The 15,435-nt window shown below is 61.3% G+C and carries 14 protein-coding genes and 1 tRNA gene; 2 read left to right on the top strand and 13 right to left on the bottom strand.

Annotated features, from left to right (window positions below; translation table 11 throughout):
* Positions 1 to 48: 48 nt before the first annotated feature.
* Both K288_RS0132410 and K288_RS0132405 read right to left on the bottom strand, forming a co-directional pair.
* The gene (locus K288_RS0132410) at positions 49 to 684 is read right to left on the bottom strand and encodes a hypothetical protein (protein ID WP_343208986.1); all 636 of its coding nucleotides are present in this window, start codon (positions 682 to 684) and stop codon (positions 49 to 51) included.
* Positions 685 to 1,090: 406 nt separating this feature from the next.
* Entirely contained in the window at positions 1,091 to 2,440 is a 1,350-nt protein-coding gene (locus tag K288_RS0132405) for a globin-coupled sensor protein (protein WP_027583287.1), read from the bottom strand.
* A 301-nt stretch (positions 2,441 to 2,741) separates the two neighbouring features.
* Between K288_RS0132405 and K288_RS0132400 the strand changes: the two genes are divergently transcribed.
* Positions 2,742 to 2,818 (top strand) — tRNA-Arg (locus tag K288_RS0132400).
* Positions 2,819 to 3,107: 289 nt separating this feature from the next.
* On the opposite strand, the gene K288_RS0132395 is transcribed toward K288_RS0132400, so the two are convergent.
* The 10 genes from K288_RS0132395 to K288_RS0132350 form a co-directional block, all read right to left on the bottom strand.
* Positions 3,108 to 3,518, bottom strand: a complete 411-nt coding sequence (locus K288_RS0132395) for a RidA family protein (RefSeq protein WP_027583286.1) — start codon at positions 3,516 to 3,518, stop codon at positions 3,108 to 3,110.
* Positions 3,519 to 3,908: 390 nt separating this feature from the next.
* Positions 3,909 to 4,856 carry a crotonase/enoyl-CoA hydratase family protein gene (locus K288_RS0132390; RefSeq protein WP_244443332.1) on the bottom strand — a complete coding sequence of 316 codons (948 nt, stop codon included), beginning with the start codon at positions 4,854 to 4,856 and terminating at the stop codon, positions 3,909 to 3,911.
* 236 nt (positions 4,857 to 5,092) lie between these two features.
* On the bottom strand, positions 5,093 to 6,058 hold the full coding sequence (locus K288_RS47195) for a tripartite tricarboxylate transporter substrate-binding protein (RefSeq protein WP_051334858.1): 966 nt from the start codon (positions 6,056 to 6,058) through the stop codon (positions 5,093 to 5,095).
* A 12-nt stretch (positions 6,059 to 6,070) separates the two neighbouring features.
* Positions 6,071 to 6,538: a nuclear transport factor 2 family protein gene (locus K288_RS0132380; protein WP_027583284.1), complete on the bottom strand. Its 468-nt coding sequence runs from the start codon at positions 6,536 to 6,538 to the stop codon at positions 6,071 to 6,073.
* A complete protein-coding gene (locus K288_RS47190) occupies positions 6,535 to 7,722 on the bottom strand; it encodes an aromatic ring-hydroxylating dioxygenase subunit alpha (protein ID WP_051334857.1) in 1,188 nt (395 codons plus the stop codon). Before K288_RS47190 ends, K288_RS0132380 begins: the two co-directional genes overlap by 4 nt.
* Before the next feature lie 126 nt (positions 7,723 to 7,848).
* The gene (locus tag K288_RS49810) at positions 7,849 to 8,559 is read right to left on the bottom strand and encodes a TetR/AcrR family transcriptional regulator (RefSeq protein WP_051334856.1); all 711 of its coding nucleotides are present in this window, start codon (positions 8,557 to 8,559) and stop codon (positions 7,849 to 7,851) included.
* Between the two features lie 201 nt (positions 8,560 to 8,760).
* Positions 8,761 to 11,028 (bottom strand): penicillin acylase family protein, encoded by a 2,268-nt coding sequence (locus tag K288_RS0132365; protein ID WP_201449755.1) that lies wholly within the window; start codon positions 11,026 to 11,028, stop codon positions 8,761 to 8,763.
* A gap of 370 nt (positions 11,029 to 11,398) precedes the next feature.
* Entirely contained in the window at positions 11,399 to 11,722 is a 324-nt protein-coding gene (locus K288_RS0132360; RefSeq protein WP_027583282.1) for a 2Fe-2S iron-sulfur cluster-binding protein, read from the bottom strand.
* A gap of 11 nt (positions 11,723 to 11,733) precedes the next feature.
* Positions 11,734 to 12,948 (bottom strand): cytochrome P450, encoded by a 1,215-nt coding sequence (locus K288_RS0132355; protein ID WP_027583281.1) that lies wholly within the window; start codon positions 12,946 to 12,948, stop codon positions 11,734 to 11,736.
* 23 nt (positions 12,949 to 12,971) lie between these two features.
* A complete protein-coding gene (locus K288_RS0132350; RefSeq protein WP_027583280.1) occupies positions 12,972 to 14,120 on the bottom strand; it encodes an ABC transporter substrate-binding protein in 1,149 nt (382 codons plus the stop codon).
* A gap of 220 nt (positions 14,121 to 14,340) precedes the next feature.
* Between K288_RS0132350 and K288_RS0132345 the strand changes: the two genes are divergently transcribed.
* On the top strand, positions 14,341 to 15,132 hold the full coding sequence (locus K288_RS0132345; RefSeq protein ID WP_043161308.1) for a helix-turn-helix transcriptional regulator: 792 nt from the start codon (positions 14,341 to 14,343) through the stop codon (positions 15,130 to 15,132).
* Positions 15,133 to 15,145: 13 nt separating this feature from the next.
* Here K288_RS0132345 and K288_RS0132340 read toward each other — a convergent pair.
* The coding region (locus K288_RS0132340) for an IS5/IS1182 family transposase (protein ID WP_027583278.1) at positions 15,146 to 15,435 on the bottom strand (290 nt) is incomplete at its 5' end.

Genomic DNA, 15,435 nt, shown 5'->3' with positions numbered 1-15,435 from the left:
CGTAGCCCTGGTTGCGTTCGCTTCACCCGGGCTGCCATTCCAACAGGATCAGCTGCGCTGCTTGGCCTTGGTGGACGGCGCCGGCGGCTGCGGGGCGAAAATCTTCTTGAACTCGTTCCAGCTCGCGGAGACCCGCGGCCAGTCGCAGGAGAACGAGTCCTTGGCGCATTTGGCGGCTCTGATGCGCTCGGCCCGCTTGACCGGGCTTGCCACCGGCACCGGCACCCGGACCGTATCGGTCCGCAATGTCACCTTCTGGACGTCCGGCGGCAAGGGCGGTTGCATCAGCGGCAATTGCGCTTGCGCTTCCTGCTGCTGCTTCAACGCGAGCGCCGCGGTCATGCTCTCGCGGCGCTGCCTTTCCAGATAGCGGGCATATTCCTGGTCGATCCTCTTCTGCTCCTCCGGCGTCGGGTTGGGACCGGAGATGTCGAATGAGCGGTCCTGCAGGAAGTCATAATAAGTGTAGCCGCCACCTGCCTTGCGGCGTCCGGCGAATTTCACGTTGCAATCGCCGAGCTGCGAGGTCTTGTCTTCCTTCGTCTTCGCCTTCTCGGCGACATCAGCGCATTCCTCGAAATCCCTCGGCGTGCTGCGCCACCACTGCGCATCGACGCGCGCAGGCGCAAGCACGGCTGCACCGGCGACGGCAACGCTGAGCATCAACAAACGCGAGGCGATCACAGAGGCATTCCCGGCCAGATTCGGACCAGCGAGAGAGTTGGGCGGATTGTCGGCATTTTGATGGCGCCCGTCACGACGGAACCCGGGGGGTTCCACAAGGGTAGCCGCCGGCTTCGTAGCGCACGCTGCGCCTCGTTTCGACTAAAATTTTCAAGAAATTTCAATGTGAAAGGAACATGACGGGCGTCCGATCACATGACCGGTGCGGCGACCGGGCCGGCTTTGCAGCCGGTGGAGTGGAAGGAGTTTCCTCAGCCAGTGCGTGTGCGTCGCCTCCCCGCGAGGGGAAATCGTAAGTTCCATGGAAGCGCGTCCATTCTCCAACCGAATCAATCGGTCTGCGGTCGCTCGTCCGCAGCAGGCTCTAATCTGGATGGAACCACAGCGGCGTCCGCTCTGAATGTCCTCAGGCAGCCCTCACGGTCGCCAGGAATTTTGACATTTCATTGCGCAGTCGCTCCGACTGTCGCGACAATTCGCCCGCCGCATCCAGCACGTTCGATGCACTGCCGCCGTTCTCCTCGGCGGCATGCATGACGTCCTCGATATTGTCAGACACGTCCCTGGTGCCGACGGCTGCCTGCTGAATGTTCCGCGAAATCTCGCTGGTGGCGGCGTCCTGCTGTTCGACGGCGGAGGCGATCGCGGTCGACGCTTCGCCCATCGAGCGGATCACGCCGACGATATCGCCGATGGCGCTCGCCGACTCCGTGGTTGATTGCTGCATGTCGCCGATCTGCGCGGCGATGTCCGCGGTCGCCTTGGCGGTCTGCTCGGCAAGCGACTTGACCTCCTGCGCGACCACGGCAAAGCCGCGCCCGGCGTCGCCGGCGCGTGCCGCCTCGATGGTGGCGTTGAGCGCGAGCAGGTTGGTCTGGCCGGCAATGTCGGTGATGAGATGGACGATGGTGCCGATCTGCTCCGCGGCGGCCGAGAGTTTCTGCATCTTGTCGCCGGCGGCATTGATTGCCGCGGTCGCCTCCGTCGCGATCCGGGCCGAATCGGTGACGCGCTCGCCGATCTCGCGGATCGAATTGGTGAGTTGCTCGACCGCGGCGGCGACCGCGTTGACATTCGTGGTCGCCTCGCGCGAGGCGACAGTGACCAGGCCCGACTTCGCCGAGGTGCGATCGGTCGCGCCCTGCAGCGATTGCGCCGCCGCCTGCAGCTCCGTGGATGCTGAGGCGACAATGTCGACGACACCGCCGATCGCGCCCTCGAAATCCGTCGCCAGCCGGTCCAGCAGCTGCCGCCGGTCGCGGCGTTCGGCCTCGGTATAGACGGCAAGCGCAATATCCATGTCGAGCAGCGCCGCGTTGACGATCGCGCACTGCATCGCGGCCTGCTTCACCGCCGAGCCGCGGCTCAGCATGCGCGCCGGCATGCGGATCGCGACCTCGCCGACGAGATCCGACAACAGCGCGTTGTAGCCGCCGATATACCAGGTCGGCTCGAGTCCGAGCTTATTGTGAACCTCGCCGATGCGCCTTACGGACGCTTCATAGTCGGCGTCAAAGCGTCCCTCCAGGATGATGGACCAGTGCTTTATCTGCATCTGCTTGGCATGCATCATGTGCTCGCGGCTGCGGAAGAAGCGCGCGGTCTGCGCGAAGCGGCCGGCGTGGTCGTAGAAGCGATCAAGGATCCTGGGCAGCGCATCGATGATGAGGCTGCGCGCTTCGCGCAACAACGCGGTGGTCTGATGGTCGATGCGATGGAAGGCGAGACGGGTGGCAAAGCTGCCGGCGCTATTCACAGAGTGCTCCGGATGGGGAAGGGGAGAGGTGGAGGACGGGCCGCAGGCGGCCGCTCTTAACCTTCGCCTGATTCGAGGCGGATGACCTTGATCTGGCTCAAGCAAGGCGTGTTGGCCGGTTAACTTGTCGTTCATATCTGGCGCGCTTATTCGCGGAGGCGGCCTTATCGACTAGGTGCGGGCAGCGCACCGGAACTCTGTCGCACCCGGTTCATCACGGGCAGCGCCGACCCGGCACGCAGTCTGGCGATCGGGCTTTCAGTCTGCTATGAGGTGCCGAAACCCGGAAAGAGGGGTTCGCGGTCCCGTAGCTCAGCCGGATAGAGCGGCGGTTTCCTAAACCGTAGGTCGGAAGTTCGAGTCTTCCCGGGATCGCCAGCGTCCGATTGCAAGAAGGCCAATAAATACGGGCGTTTCTCGCCGTACGCGTTCCGTTCGAGCGCCAAATCGGCATCAATATGGGCCATTGCGCCCACTACATTGGATGACAACGGGTTACGCCCGGTACCGTCTGTCGTCAGCCGACGCGCTCGCAAATTCTCCGACAAGGTCGTCCGTGTTGGAGGGGGTGATGTTTTTCACCCCCGTTCGCGCCATTCACTCGCCAGGCATCAGATTTCCGTGAAACGTCGTATAGCCTCGTCCCAAAGCGTTCCTGTGAGCAAGATCAATCGATGGGGACGATAGCCATCGCCTCGACCTCAATCAGATAGTCAGGCTGCGCAAGCGCCTGCACGCCGATCCATGAAGACGCTGGCGGACTGACATCGCCGAATACGTCAACGAGCACTTTGGCGATGATATCTGCATCGGTGCCCGGCACAAAATTGCGGATGTAAAGTCGCAACGTCTGAATATCTTCGGCCTGCCCGCCTGCAGCCTCTACCGCGATGATGACCTGCTTCAGCGTCTGCCGAAACTGTCCTTCCAACCCTTCCGCGTTTGATTTGCCCTCGGCGTTCCAGGCTACCTGCCCCGCTATATTCACAACGTGCCCCGGTTCGCTGATAACAACTTGCGAAAAGCCCCAGGGCCTACTGGCAAACAGTTCCGCTGGCTGCAAGGTCTTTCGTGGCATCTCTGCACTCCTTTGCTTTTTTAGCTTCAGACGAGGCCCAATGCGCGAAACAAGCGCTGCACTAACGCCTCCAATAGCTGGGCCGACCAGGGGACCCAGGCGTAGCTCCAATCCGAGTCACGCTTGCCCGCGATTTCGATTGAGGGTCCTTCGACCTTGCGCGCTGACTTACTCCCCCCAGCCGGAGGTGTCGATCAAGCCTTCTGCCAACGCTGCGTCTTCATCACCTCGGCATACAGGCGGCGAAGCCTTTCAGCGAGCATCGCTTGGTGAAATGAAGAAAATTTCCCGGGGAGATCCAGATGAAAGTACGTATTGGTCAGCTAGAACTTGGCAGAATACTCCGAAAGTCGCGTTTGCAAGCTGACACAATCATGCGCAACCACTCGATCAGCGCCCCTCGTATCGAGGTGCGCGCTTCTCTCGTGTTGCAGCCAGGCCCTCTTCGAAATCCCGGGTCTGATACAGCGCTCGCCGCTGCTCACCTAGAAGTAACAGCGATCTGTCAGCGGCTTCATCGACGGCGAGATGAGCCGACTTCAACGTCGCTCGCACTGATAGTGGTGCGCAAGCCGCTATCTTCGTCGCAAGCAGAATTCCAAGACGTAGTGCCTCTTCGGGGTCGGCCGCGATCTCCTGGAAAAGCCCCATCCGCTTTGCGTCTTCCGCGCCCCAGTGGTCGCCGGTGAGCATGTAGCGCATGGCATTGCCCCAACCGGCGTCCCGCACAAATCGGATCGTAGCGCCGCTTCCGGGCATACGCGCCTGTGAGGCTTCGGTTTGACCGAAGTTCGCATTCGCGGCGGCCACACGAACATCTGCAGCCAGACACAATTCATGACCTATATTCCAGGTATCGCCGTGGGCGACAGCGACTACCGGCTTTGAGAGACGCTGCGGGGATTTTCCAAACGGGTCTATTCTTTGCTGACCGAGCCCTTGCTCGCCCCCCGAACTGATTGTGGAAGCAAACGCCTCGACGTCGATACCACGCGAAAAATGCTCACCGTGTCCGAACAGGACGGCGACGCGCAACGAATCGTCATGCTCGAATTCAAAGTAAGCCTCTGACAGGAGTTCGTACGCTTCCGGATCGATTCGGTTCGCCTTTCCCGGTCGATTGAGACCAATGAGCGCGACGTGGTCTTTTCGCTCGAGCGTTATGGACTTCGAACCCACAGCCAGGTCCTTTCCGGAAATATTGGGGGAGCCCTCACGGTCAGCGCCGGAGGCAGTTGACTGTCGGCCGAGAACACCGGCGGCGCTCGCGGCAATCCCTACCTTCAAAACGCTGCGCCGAGATCTCATCTTTTCAACGGTGAATCTTGCATGGGGCATACCCTGCTCACTAATAGTCAGTCAACTAGCTTAGTCAATGCTTTTTGCCGTGATCACTGCGTCAACGCGTGGCGCCAGGGGACGATGTAAGAAGCGGCCCTTCGGAAGGTGGCGCTTTTCGCCGCCACGCAGCGACCTGCGGGTTCGCTCAAGCATCGCATCTCTACGCGAGCGGATGCGTCGCACCGGCAGGGGTAGACGGATAATCGCTGGGAGAACACAAAGTCTGAAGCGGCTCACTCAGCGCTGACATTCATCTTCGTGATGACGTCGGCCCATTTCTTGCGACTGTTGTGCAGCCAGACAACGGAATCCCGCGAGGATAGTGCGATGGGAACCGTGTCCGTGCTTTTTAGCTTTTCGCGGACATCAGGCTCCATGACGGCGTGGGTCGCTTCGGTGAATAGCACGTCCGCAATCGATTTCGGCGTGTTTGCCGGGACGAGCATGACGTAGCCGAAAACGGCTTCAAAGTTGGGGTATCCTAGTTCCGCTACGGTTGGCACATCGGGGATCGCCTCGGACCGCGTGCTGTCGGAATAGGCGAGGAGCTTGACTTTGCTTTCCTGAGCAAGTGGAAGCAGCGAGGTGGTAACAACCATCGCCGCTTGGATGTCTCCGTTCAGGAGAGCGAGCAATGCCGGCGGATTGCCCCGGTAGGGGATATGCGTCGCCTTAAGTCCGCTGACGGCTTGCAGATAGGAGAATGCCAGGTGCGCTGGCGATCCCGTGCCCGAAGAGCCATAGCCAAGATCCTTCTTGCGCGATAGCTCGATCAGGTCGGCAAGCGAACTCACCGGCAGAGTAGAGGGAACGCCAAGCGCCTGACCGAACTTGGCGAGCACGGACAAGGGGACGAAATCCTTATCCAGATCGACGGGGTTCTGCTTAAAGAGACTGGGGTTGACGGTGAAGGTCGTATCGATCGAAAACAGGACCGTGTAGCCATCCGGCTCGGCCTGCGCGGCCCCTGCAGCCGCGATGTTTCCGCCGGCTCCGCTGCGGTTTTCGATGACGAACGGCTGGTGCAGCCGCTCTTCCATCTTGTGGGTGACCAGACGCGTGAAAACATCGAGAGGACCGCCGGCCGTGGACGAGACGAACACGCGGATCGGCTTGTTCGGATAGTTTTGCGCCTCGGCAATCTGCGGAACGGCTATGAGTCCCCATGCAATAGCGGCGGAAGTGATCAGCAGTCGCATCGGACGGCATCTCTAGACTGGTATATGGGTGAACGCGTCGAGCACGCGCGTGTCGGAGACAACCCTGTGAAATGCGTAGCGCCAGGCGCCGTCACGCTTGATGAACTGGTCCTCGTAGCTGCCGACGATGTAAAGCGAGGACGTTCCCTCCGGCGTGGTTCTGAACAGAGAGAAAGTCGTGGTCGCCCGGGCGGTCGCATCGTCCGTAAATTCGACAAACGGCATCCCGACCACGTGGCGGCGGCGGGCGGGGTCGCGGACATGCTCACCCACCTCGTCCAACATTTGTTTCAGCGCTGGCCGGTCGGAGAGCTGCCAAGTCATCCAGCGCCGAATCTCGGTGCTGTAAGCGGCCAGTTCGTAGCTGCCCTCGGCATCAAACAGGCTGATCCATTCACTGAATTGCTCGGTATCGAGCAAGGCCGCCGTCCGTTGCACGACGGTCCGGATCGCCTCGAGGTCTTCCTGATGAGAGCTCATGCCAGCGTCGCAGGGGATTTTCCCATCCGCCTTCCCCATTCCCGATAATAGGATCGAATGTTCGCGTCGTCGGTCGGATTGAGCTGCTCCTCGCGCGCGATGATGCTGTAGCGGATGTCTCCCGTGCCCATGGCCCTCGCCTGAGACTCGACTGCCAGGACATCTTCCGGGAGGTTGCGCCCGGTCGGACCCCAAAACAGATTGTGTTGCCTAGTGCGTATTGCGCGCATCCGGGCGTCATCACCTTTGACGGCAAGGCCGCGCCACTCGACCAGGGTTCGATCCGGACCCAGCGGGACCATGCGATCGAGGCGAACGACATTCGAGCGGATGTTGATCATCAGATCGGGGAACAGATTGATGACCCGCATCTCGTCCCCGCGCATGCCCGGCAACGCACCCTCCGCGCCGTCCGAATAGCCGCCCTTGGCGTAATCGACAACGGCTTCGCCGCCATCAGCCCAATAGCCGCTGTGTCCGTGCGCTTCGATCCTAAGCTTCATCGGGCTGGTCTTGCCGAGGACCCAAGGCATCGTCTTGCGATTGGCCACATGCAGCAACGCGTGGTAGCGCTCGCTGTTGTTGTCCTGCCACAACTTCCAGTTCGTCTTCAGCACCGCTTTGTGGAAGTGAAAGACCTCGAGCGGAATGGTCCCGAGTGGCTCTTCAAAGCCTTTGACAATGTCGCCGAGGAATTCACGGAGCGGTTCAACGCCGTCGTCCAGGCAAACGAATACAAGCCCTGCAAAACTCTCGCTGCGGACCGGTACGAGACCCAGCGTGCTCTTGTCGAGATTGACCGCTTCGTACCCTTCGGGCTTCGACACCCCCCTGAGTCTACCGTCGAGCCCATAGGTCCAATGGTGATAGAAGCACGTAAACATCCGCGCTGTTCCGGACTCATCACGGACGATTTCCGCGGCGCGATGGCGGCAGGCGTTGTGAAATCCGCGGATGACGTTGTCGGCCCCGCGGACCATGATGATTGACTTGCCTGCGATCCTGGCGCAGCGGAAATCGCCGGGCTTGTCCACTTCGCTCTCATGGCAAACGAACTGCCAGGTCTTCGTGAAAATTCGTTCCTGCTCTTCGCGGAAGATCGCCTCGTCGGTGAATATTCGGTTGTCGAGGTAATGCGTTTCGGGAAGCTGCGGCTTGTCGTGACCTGTCAGGAGGCGGACCAAGGCGTTCTCCTCGTCGAATGAAGTTTATCCGCTCTTCGGATCGGAGCGCCCCATTAATATTGAACACGCTCTAAAATCAGTCAATCTGATTTTTGAACAAGTTCTAAAAATTTGAGGAGGGGCTTTTCAGCGCGTCAGCTTACGCAGCACCGCAGCCGGTGCGCGCAAAGTCGCGGCGGGTTTGGCCGATAGTCCATTCAGCAGCAACCCGACGGATGTCCATAGGTGTGACAGTCCTTCGTCGAGTTCGCGGTCATTGAGAGCAAGCCAACGGCGGTTTTCGGCTTGAAAGATGCTGAACAGCAACCAAGCAACGTGCGCGGACGAGTGACCGCGGCTGATTTCGCCCTTGTTCGCGGCGCTGACGACCATCGCTTCGATGTTCTTCAACGTACGCATGCGATTGGCGAGCGCATTCCTCGAGTGAATGCCTGAATCGTAGAATAGCAGCTCGCGGAAAACGAGTTTCGACAATTCCGGCTGTACCAGCAACACCTTGTAAAAGACCGCGCAGAACGTCACAAAGTTGAGCTGGAGCCCTCGCGTGGCCTCAAATGACGCCTCGGCGTCGCGGCGAGCCTCGTCGAGCAAATCATTGGAGACCAGAAAGAGAAGGTCGCGCTTGGTGGTCGCATAGGTGAACACAGTCCCCAGCGCGACACCCGCTTTCTTCGCGATCTGCCGGGTCGTGGCCTCGTCGTACCCAACCGACGTAAAAAGTTCGCGTGCCGCTCGCTTCACTCTGTCGAGCTTGTCGGCCTTGTTCGCCTCGCGCTTTCCCATCGGAACCGTCGCGGCTGGCGCTCCTTCGAAGTGGTGTCGACTGCCATTCTTCATTCCGTGTCCCGCGGCGTGCAAAAAAGGAAGGGGGTCTGCGCGAGCCCTGCGCATAGATCGAGGTTCCACCATCGGCGCAAAGAGGAGCAAATTCAACTCATCGGCCCCACGACTGACGAAATTTCGTTTCAAACAGGGCTTTGCGGATGTTGCGTCGACCAGGTGAGACACCTTCCACCACAGCGACGAGATCGAATCCTCTCACGGCTGCATGATCATTTGGTGGACTGTGGGGCCAGGCAAGAACGGAGTCGGATCGCCACGCACCCATGCCTCATGGCCCGCGAGAAAGAACGGGGACAGCGGATGGCCGCTTTGGCCTCCCGGCATGTGGAAAATGCCGGTGTCTTCATGGCCGGGGGCTACCACCATCCGTTCGGAGGCGCCGAACTCCGGCGCTTGTACCAGCGGCATGTTGACATCACCTGGCAAGCCTACGGGAGGCACGGCCAGCCATGTGCGAAGCCATGGCAGCGAGCGCACCAATGGATGTGCTATGCGAGACGTGTTCGTGGTGCCCCAGCGCGCATCCTGAAGCTGTGCTCCGTCGCGCGTGGTCTTTGTTATGACCAGATCGACGCGATTGAGAAGGAACGCTCGCCAGTCGGAAATCTCGGAAGGTATCCAGGCGTGGCGCTCGGCCAGCGTTTCCATCACGGCCTCCGCGCGTCGGTTCGCGACGCGATAGCTGGCTCTCGGATGGACTTGACGGAGTTCGGCATCGAGACCGCCAAACCACGCGTCATACATGGACTGATAGAAGCTGCGGACCAGCGAATAACCCACCGCGTCCGGATCGGCGCGGCCGTTCCACTCCGTCACAAGCTGTTTGAGCTTGGCGCGCTGCGGATGCCCATCCAGCGCGGCGTCATCGAGCGCATCAATCAGCAGGCGCCGCCAGAAATCGATCCAAAGCGCGCGATCGTCACGCTGTATGGCAAGGAACGCGTTCTCGTCGAAGCGATCTCTCATGAACAGGTCATCGCGGATCTGGCTCGCGCGCGCCCCCAGGTCGGCATCTCTGCCTCCGATCTTGTCCTGATCCTTATCGCTCAATTGTCGGCTGTTCGCCGTCCATAGACGGCCATAGGAGGGATCGTACCTTACCGGGTACTCGTCTGGTGCGAGATATTCCGACCAGGTGTGATTGTCGGGTTCGGAGACCGGCAGACCATCGCTCGGCGCCGGATGTTTCGGCAATGGGCCGGCAAGAGTCCAGCCGATGTGGCCGTCCAGGTCGGCGACAATGAGATTCTGAGTGGGTATGCCGCTTGTCTGTCCGATCTTGACCGCGGCCGTGACATTGTCGGCATCTTCCATGCGCAGGAGATGCAGGTTGATCGCGTTCGGGTCGTGGGCTGCCCAGTGAATTGCGTAATTCTTGTTGCCGACTGCCATGACCGGTCCCCAACGTGTCACGACAATGGGCAGATCAACCTGCGCTTCTCCTTTCACCTTGATGCTTTCGATCTGGCGCGCCACCGTCTCAGAGCTGCTGCCGGCTTCCCGAGGTCGGACGCCGTCCACCGTGTTGCCGTCAAGACTGATCAGATCCAGGTAGTGGCCTGAGCTGTTCGTGAATCCCCAGGCCACGCGACCGTTGCTGCCGACGATAACGGCCGGCGTGCCCGGCAGGCTCGCGCCAGTGACGCGACGCATCTTTCCACTGGCGTCGGGGTAAACAAGCGACAGGCGATACCAGATATTTGGCAGTCGCAGGCCGAGATGCATGTCGTTCGCCAGCATGGCCGCACGCTGGCGAGTGTGAGCGCCTATGACAGCCCAGCTGTTGCTGCCGGCAACAGGATTCTCGTCGGGCTGCGGATCCGATCGTGCCAGCGAAAGCGACCAGCTTGGCTTAGCGGTCGGCAGACCGGGCATCGGGACAATCGGGCTCGTCGTCTGATCCAGCGGTGCGTCCCAATGACTGACGTCAGGCAGCAGGAACCTGAACATGTCGTCGGGCGTGTGATCACGTAGCGCAGCACGTGCCAGCACGGATTCCAATTCATCGTATTGCAGCTCGAAGTACATTGAATACGCAACCAGGACGGAATCCTCCGGTCGCCAGGGGACGGGTGCCGCCCGCAGCAGCAGGTATTCGAAAGGCCTGGCGGAAAGGGCGTTCAAGCCGTCATTGACCCCGCGGGTATAGGACTCGATAAGGCGGCGCTCGTCCGGTGAGGCGGCGGCGAGTACGACGAGGGAGCGCATTCGGAATTGATGCAAGCGCTGGCGGCGATCCAGATCGAGCGCGACCGGCCCAAAAAGCTCGGCCAGTTCGCCCGCAGCCGAGCGTCGCAACAAATCCATTTGGAAGAACCGATCCTGAGCGTGCAGGAAGCCCGTTGCGTAAGCCAAATCCGCCCGGTCCGAGCCACTGATCGTGGGCACGCCCAGCGCATCCCGGTCGATCGTGACCTTGGCGGATAGTCCTTCGCCTTGAACGGAGCCATCGAGTATCGGCAAGCTGGCTCTAAGAGCGACCCAACACGTCACGACCATCGCGGTCAGGATCGTTGGAACGGCTGCGATCGACCAGCCAAGCAAAGACCTTCGCTTCACCGTTCCTGCCCATCGGATTGTCTCCTTCGGCGCTATGCCTGCGAACGTCTTTGACGGTCCATACACAACTCGTTGAAGCCACGCCGATCAGTCTCGGCACAAACGATTGATGTTTGCTAACTGCGATCACGTCGCAGCGATATCTGATTTGAAGTGAGGAGGCGTGACGTCGCATCTGCTTCGCCGAGTCCCGCGCCCCGTCGCGTGCGGCTACTGTTGACTGAGAAGCGCCTTCGAACGGGAACTGGCGCTTCTCGCCCTTGCCGATCGGCGCTCAGACCTGCCGTTCCGGCAGGCGCAGCACGAGCTCATCAAGTGCGGGTGTCATCCTGATCTGGCAGGACAGGCGGCTGTTCGGCAGGCGGTCGCAAGCGGTGCCGTCGAGCAGGGCGTCTTCGTCGTCGCTCATCGGGGGGAGGCGCGCGAGCCAATCATCGTCGACATAAACGTGGCAGGTTGCGCACATGGCGTTGCCGCCGCATTCGGCGAGAATGCCATCCAATCCGTGACGGGTGGCGGCCTGCATCGCGCTCTCGCCGTCACTGGTCTCGACCCGATCGCTTCGGCCATTGGGATGAATGAAGGTGATCGCAGCCATCGTCCCTCTTGTCATGCCGGCGTGATGGTAACGGGCAGGCTGTCGAGCCCGCGCAGCGTGTTATTGAAGCGGCGCTTCGGTTCGCCCGTGATCTCGATTTTCGCGACGCGGCGCGCTAACGCCGACAGCATCACCTCGCCTTCGAGGCGCGCCACGAGCTGGCCGACGCACATGTGGATGCCCGAGCCGAAGCCGACATGGCCGCTGGTGCGTCGGTTGATATCGTAGCCATCGGGCTTGTCCCAACGCCTCGGATCGCGATTGGCCGCGCCGAGGAACATCAGCACCTTCTCGCCCTCGCCGACCGGTGCGCCGCCGAGTTCGACCTCCCTCGTCGTGGTGCGGAAGAAAGTCTGAACCGGGCTTTCGAAGCGCACCGCCTCCTCGAAGGCATTGCGCGCCAACGCCGGATTATCGCGCAAGAGCTGCCATTGATCCGGAAAGCGCGCCAGGCAATAGACAGCTGCGCCGAGGCCGTTGACGGTCGTATCGAGGCCGGCCGACAGCAGCGAGCGCACCAGGAGGGGCGCCTCGGCGGCGGTGATCTCGCCTTCATCGACGCGCGCGTGGATGCAGGCGCCAAAGCCACCCGGCGCAAGGTTCTCGCGCTGGCATTGCTCGGCGATATACGCCTGGTGCGGCGCCGAACGTTCGATCGCCTCCTGCCGCAACTGGTTCGGCGGACCGAACGCGTTGAACACCAGGCTGGCATAGGGGAGCAGATGCTCGCGGCCCTCGGTCTTCAGTCCGAGCGCGTTCGGGAAGACCGAGAGCGGGTAGGCTTCCGCGAGATCCTCGATCGCATCGAAGCTGCGCTTGTCCAATAGCGCGTCGACCCGCGCCTCGGCAGCCGCGGTGAAGCCATCGCGCACTTGCTTCATGACGCTCGGCGACAGCACGCGGCTGAGCACGGCGCGCGTGCGGGTATGGGCGGGCGGATCGGCTTCGAGAATCAGGCTCGGCGGCCGCCACGGCTTTTCCTTCTTGAAATCGCTCAAGCCCACGCCGCGGCTGGAGCAGAAGGTCATGGGGTCGTTCAGCATTGCATGGACTTCGGCGTATCGTGCAACGCCGTAGACGTTCCATTTGTCGAGATACACGACCGGCCCCGCTTCCCGCAGGACCTCATGGGTCGGGAAAGGATCGGCGAAGAACTCGATTGCAAAAGGATCGACGTCCAGATGCGGTACCGCGCTGGTTGTGGAAGAGGAGCCGAGTGCAGTCATTCAAGTCCTCCTTCTTACTTGCCCTACCGCATCAGGCGAAATTTCCCACCCTCCACTTTGATGAGAAAGGCGGAACGCTCATCGTAACCGTTGTGGTCGGTCGGACTCATGGTGGAAAGGCCGTTGTTCAGATAGACGTCCTTGCCGCGCTCAAGCTCGTCGCGCAGCGCAGCACGGAATTCCGGCGTACCCGGCTTGGCGGTTTTCAAGGCGTTTGCCGCCGCCCTCTTGAACAGCGCGACAGCATCCCACAAATGCGCGGCGAAGATGTTCGGCTTCTGGCCGTTGGCCTTCTCGTAGGCAGAGACGAGCTCTTCGCGCGCCTGCCGGAACGGATCGTTCGCCGGCAGATCCTCGGCGATGGTGAACGCTTCCCCGGTAAACACGGCGCCCTCGACATTGGCGCCACCGAGCTTGATGAACTCTTCCGTCGCCACGCCGTGGGTCTGAAAAATCTTGCCGGCATAGCCTCGTTCGCGAAGGGCTTGCTGGGGCAATACGGCCGGCGTGCCGGCGGATGCGACGAACACCGCCTCCGGATTGGTCGCCATCACCTTCAAGGCCTGGCCGGTCACGCTGGTGTCGGCGCGTGCGTACACTTCATGCGTCGTCACCGTCAGGCCAAGCGTCGGCGCGAGCCGGCTGACTTCCTTGTAATAGCCTTCGCCATATCCATCCGAAACGCCGATATAGCCGAGAGTCTTGACCCCCGACTTCGCGATATGCTTGAGGATGGCCGCCGCCATCAGGTCATCGTTGGGCACGACCTTGAACGCCCATTTGCGGCGGTCGTCCATCGGCTGGACGATGGCGGTCGCCGCCGCCAGCGAGATGATCGGGGTTTTCGCTTCCATGGCGATGTCGAGCATCGGCATCGTCACGGGCGTCAGCGACGATCCTATCAGGATGTCGACGCCGTCCTGGATCACCAGGCGCCGGGCGTTCTGGACGCCCTTGGTGGTATCAGATTCATCGTCGAGCGGGATGTAGACGACCTTTTCGCCGCCGATCTCCTTCGGCAGCGCCGCGACCGTTCGCATCTGCGGTTGCCCGAGCGCCGAGCCCGGCCCTGACGCGGAGACAACGATCCCCACCTTGATGTCCGCTTTTGCGTCCGAGGCGCAGAGAACCGCGGTCAGCAAGATCCAAAGCCCGGCAAGGCCCAGCCTCATTGTAGTCCCTCCCGAAAGAATTCCTTTTTTTCAGTGCGCGCGGACACGCCGAGGACGTCTAGTACGCCCGCGCTTCTGAATTATCGCCTACCACCCGGGTGGGCGTCTGTCCCCCTGATTGGTGACAGATGCTGCCTCAAGACAGGGCGAGGGGCCGCACGAGACCGCTTCAAAGCTGCGGATGTAGCTGATAGGCTTGAAGAAAAATTCGGAGGAAGCGATGGGGTCAGCGGCGGTGGAACCGGGAGATTCGTCAAGCGTCCTTGCGCCGATGGTGCTTGCCATCGGTCGACCTTCGTTCTCGCAGGTCCTGATGGATACGGTGCGGGCCGTGGCCGGTGTCGGCCATTGCATGGTATTTGCCCTCGAGACGGAGCGAACGGCGCGTTGCGCGCTGGGAATCGGGCACATCGACATCGGGCCGGACCTCGGCGCGGCATATTCCGAGCACTTTCATCTGTCCGATCCGAACCGGGAGGCGATCCTGCGCCAGCGAGCGGCGCCTCGCCCGATCGTCCTGCCGAGCTTCGCCCGTCGCATGTACAGCGACAGCTATCGGAAGATCTTTTTCGAGGACGCCGAGATCGTCGACAAGATCGCTGCCGCGATCTGGGTCGACAGCGCCTGCTTCTACGTGAACTTCTACCGAACCGCCGAGCAAGGCCGGTTTTCGCGCAACGAGGCCGCGCGCCTCTGCAACATGGCGCCCGCCATCACCGCGATCGTGGCGCGTCACTGCCAGGAGGAGGTGGTCGCGGAGGCGCCAACGAAGCTTCACACGCTGTTTTCGACCCGCGAGCCGTTCCTCAAGCTGACCGGCCGGGAGAAGGATGTCTGCCTGCGGATCCTGTCTGGCTATGGGTCCGAGGCGATCGCGGCGGATCTCGGGATCAGCCTGCACTCGACCTTCACCTATCGCAAGCGAGCCTACGAGAAGCTCAACATCTCCTCGCAAAACGAGTTGTTCGCCATCGCATTGCGCCTGATGGCGCTGCCCCGCTCCGCGCATTAGGTCGTGTGGACAATTACCTTAGCCAGAGCAGTGTTGCGGCGATAGCGACGACGGCGAAGTAATTTCGTGCCGTTTTTTCGTAGCGCGTAGCAACGCGCCTGAAACGCTTCAGTTTCGAGAAGCAGCATTCGATCAGATGACGCTCGGCATAGAGGGGTTTGTTGAGCGGATATTTGATTGCCCGTGAGGGATTGTTCGGAATGACGGCTTGAGCGCCTTTTGCGGCGATCGCGGATCGCAACGCATCGGAATCGTAGGCCGCATCGCCCATCACGACCTCCGCTGGGAGCCCCTCGATGAGCG

Origin of the sequence: Bradyrhizobium sp. Ai1a-2, assembly GCF_000426245.1 — a bacterium.
Taxonomy (GTDB): Bacteria; Pseudomonadota; Alphaproteobacteria; order Rhizobiales; family Xanthobacteraceae; genus Bradyrhizobium.
Note: the sequence above shows the minus strand (reverse complement) of the source record. Positions and strands in the feature narration are given on the sequence as shown.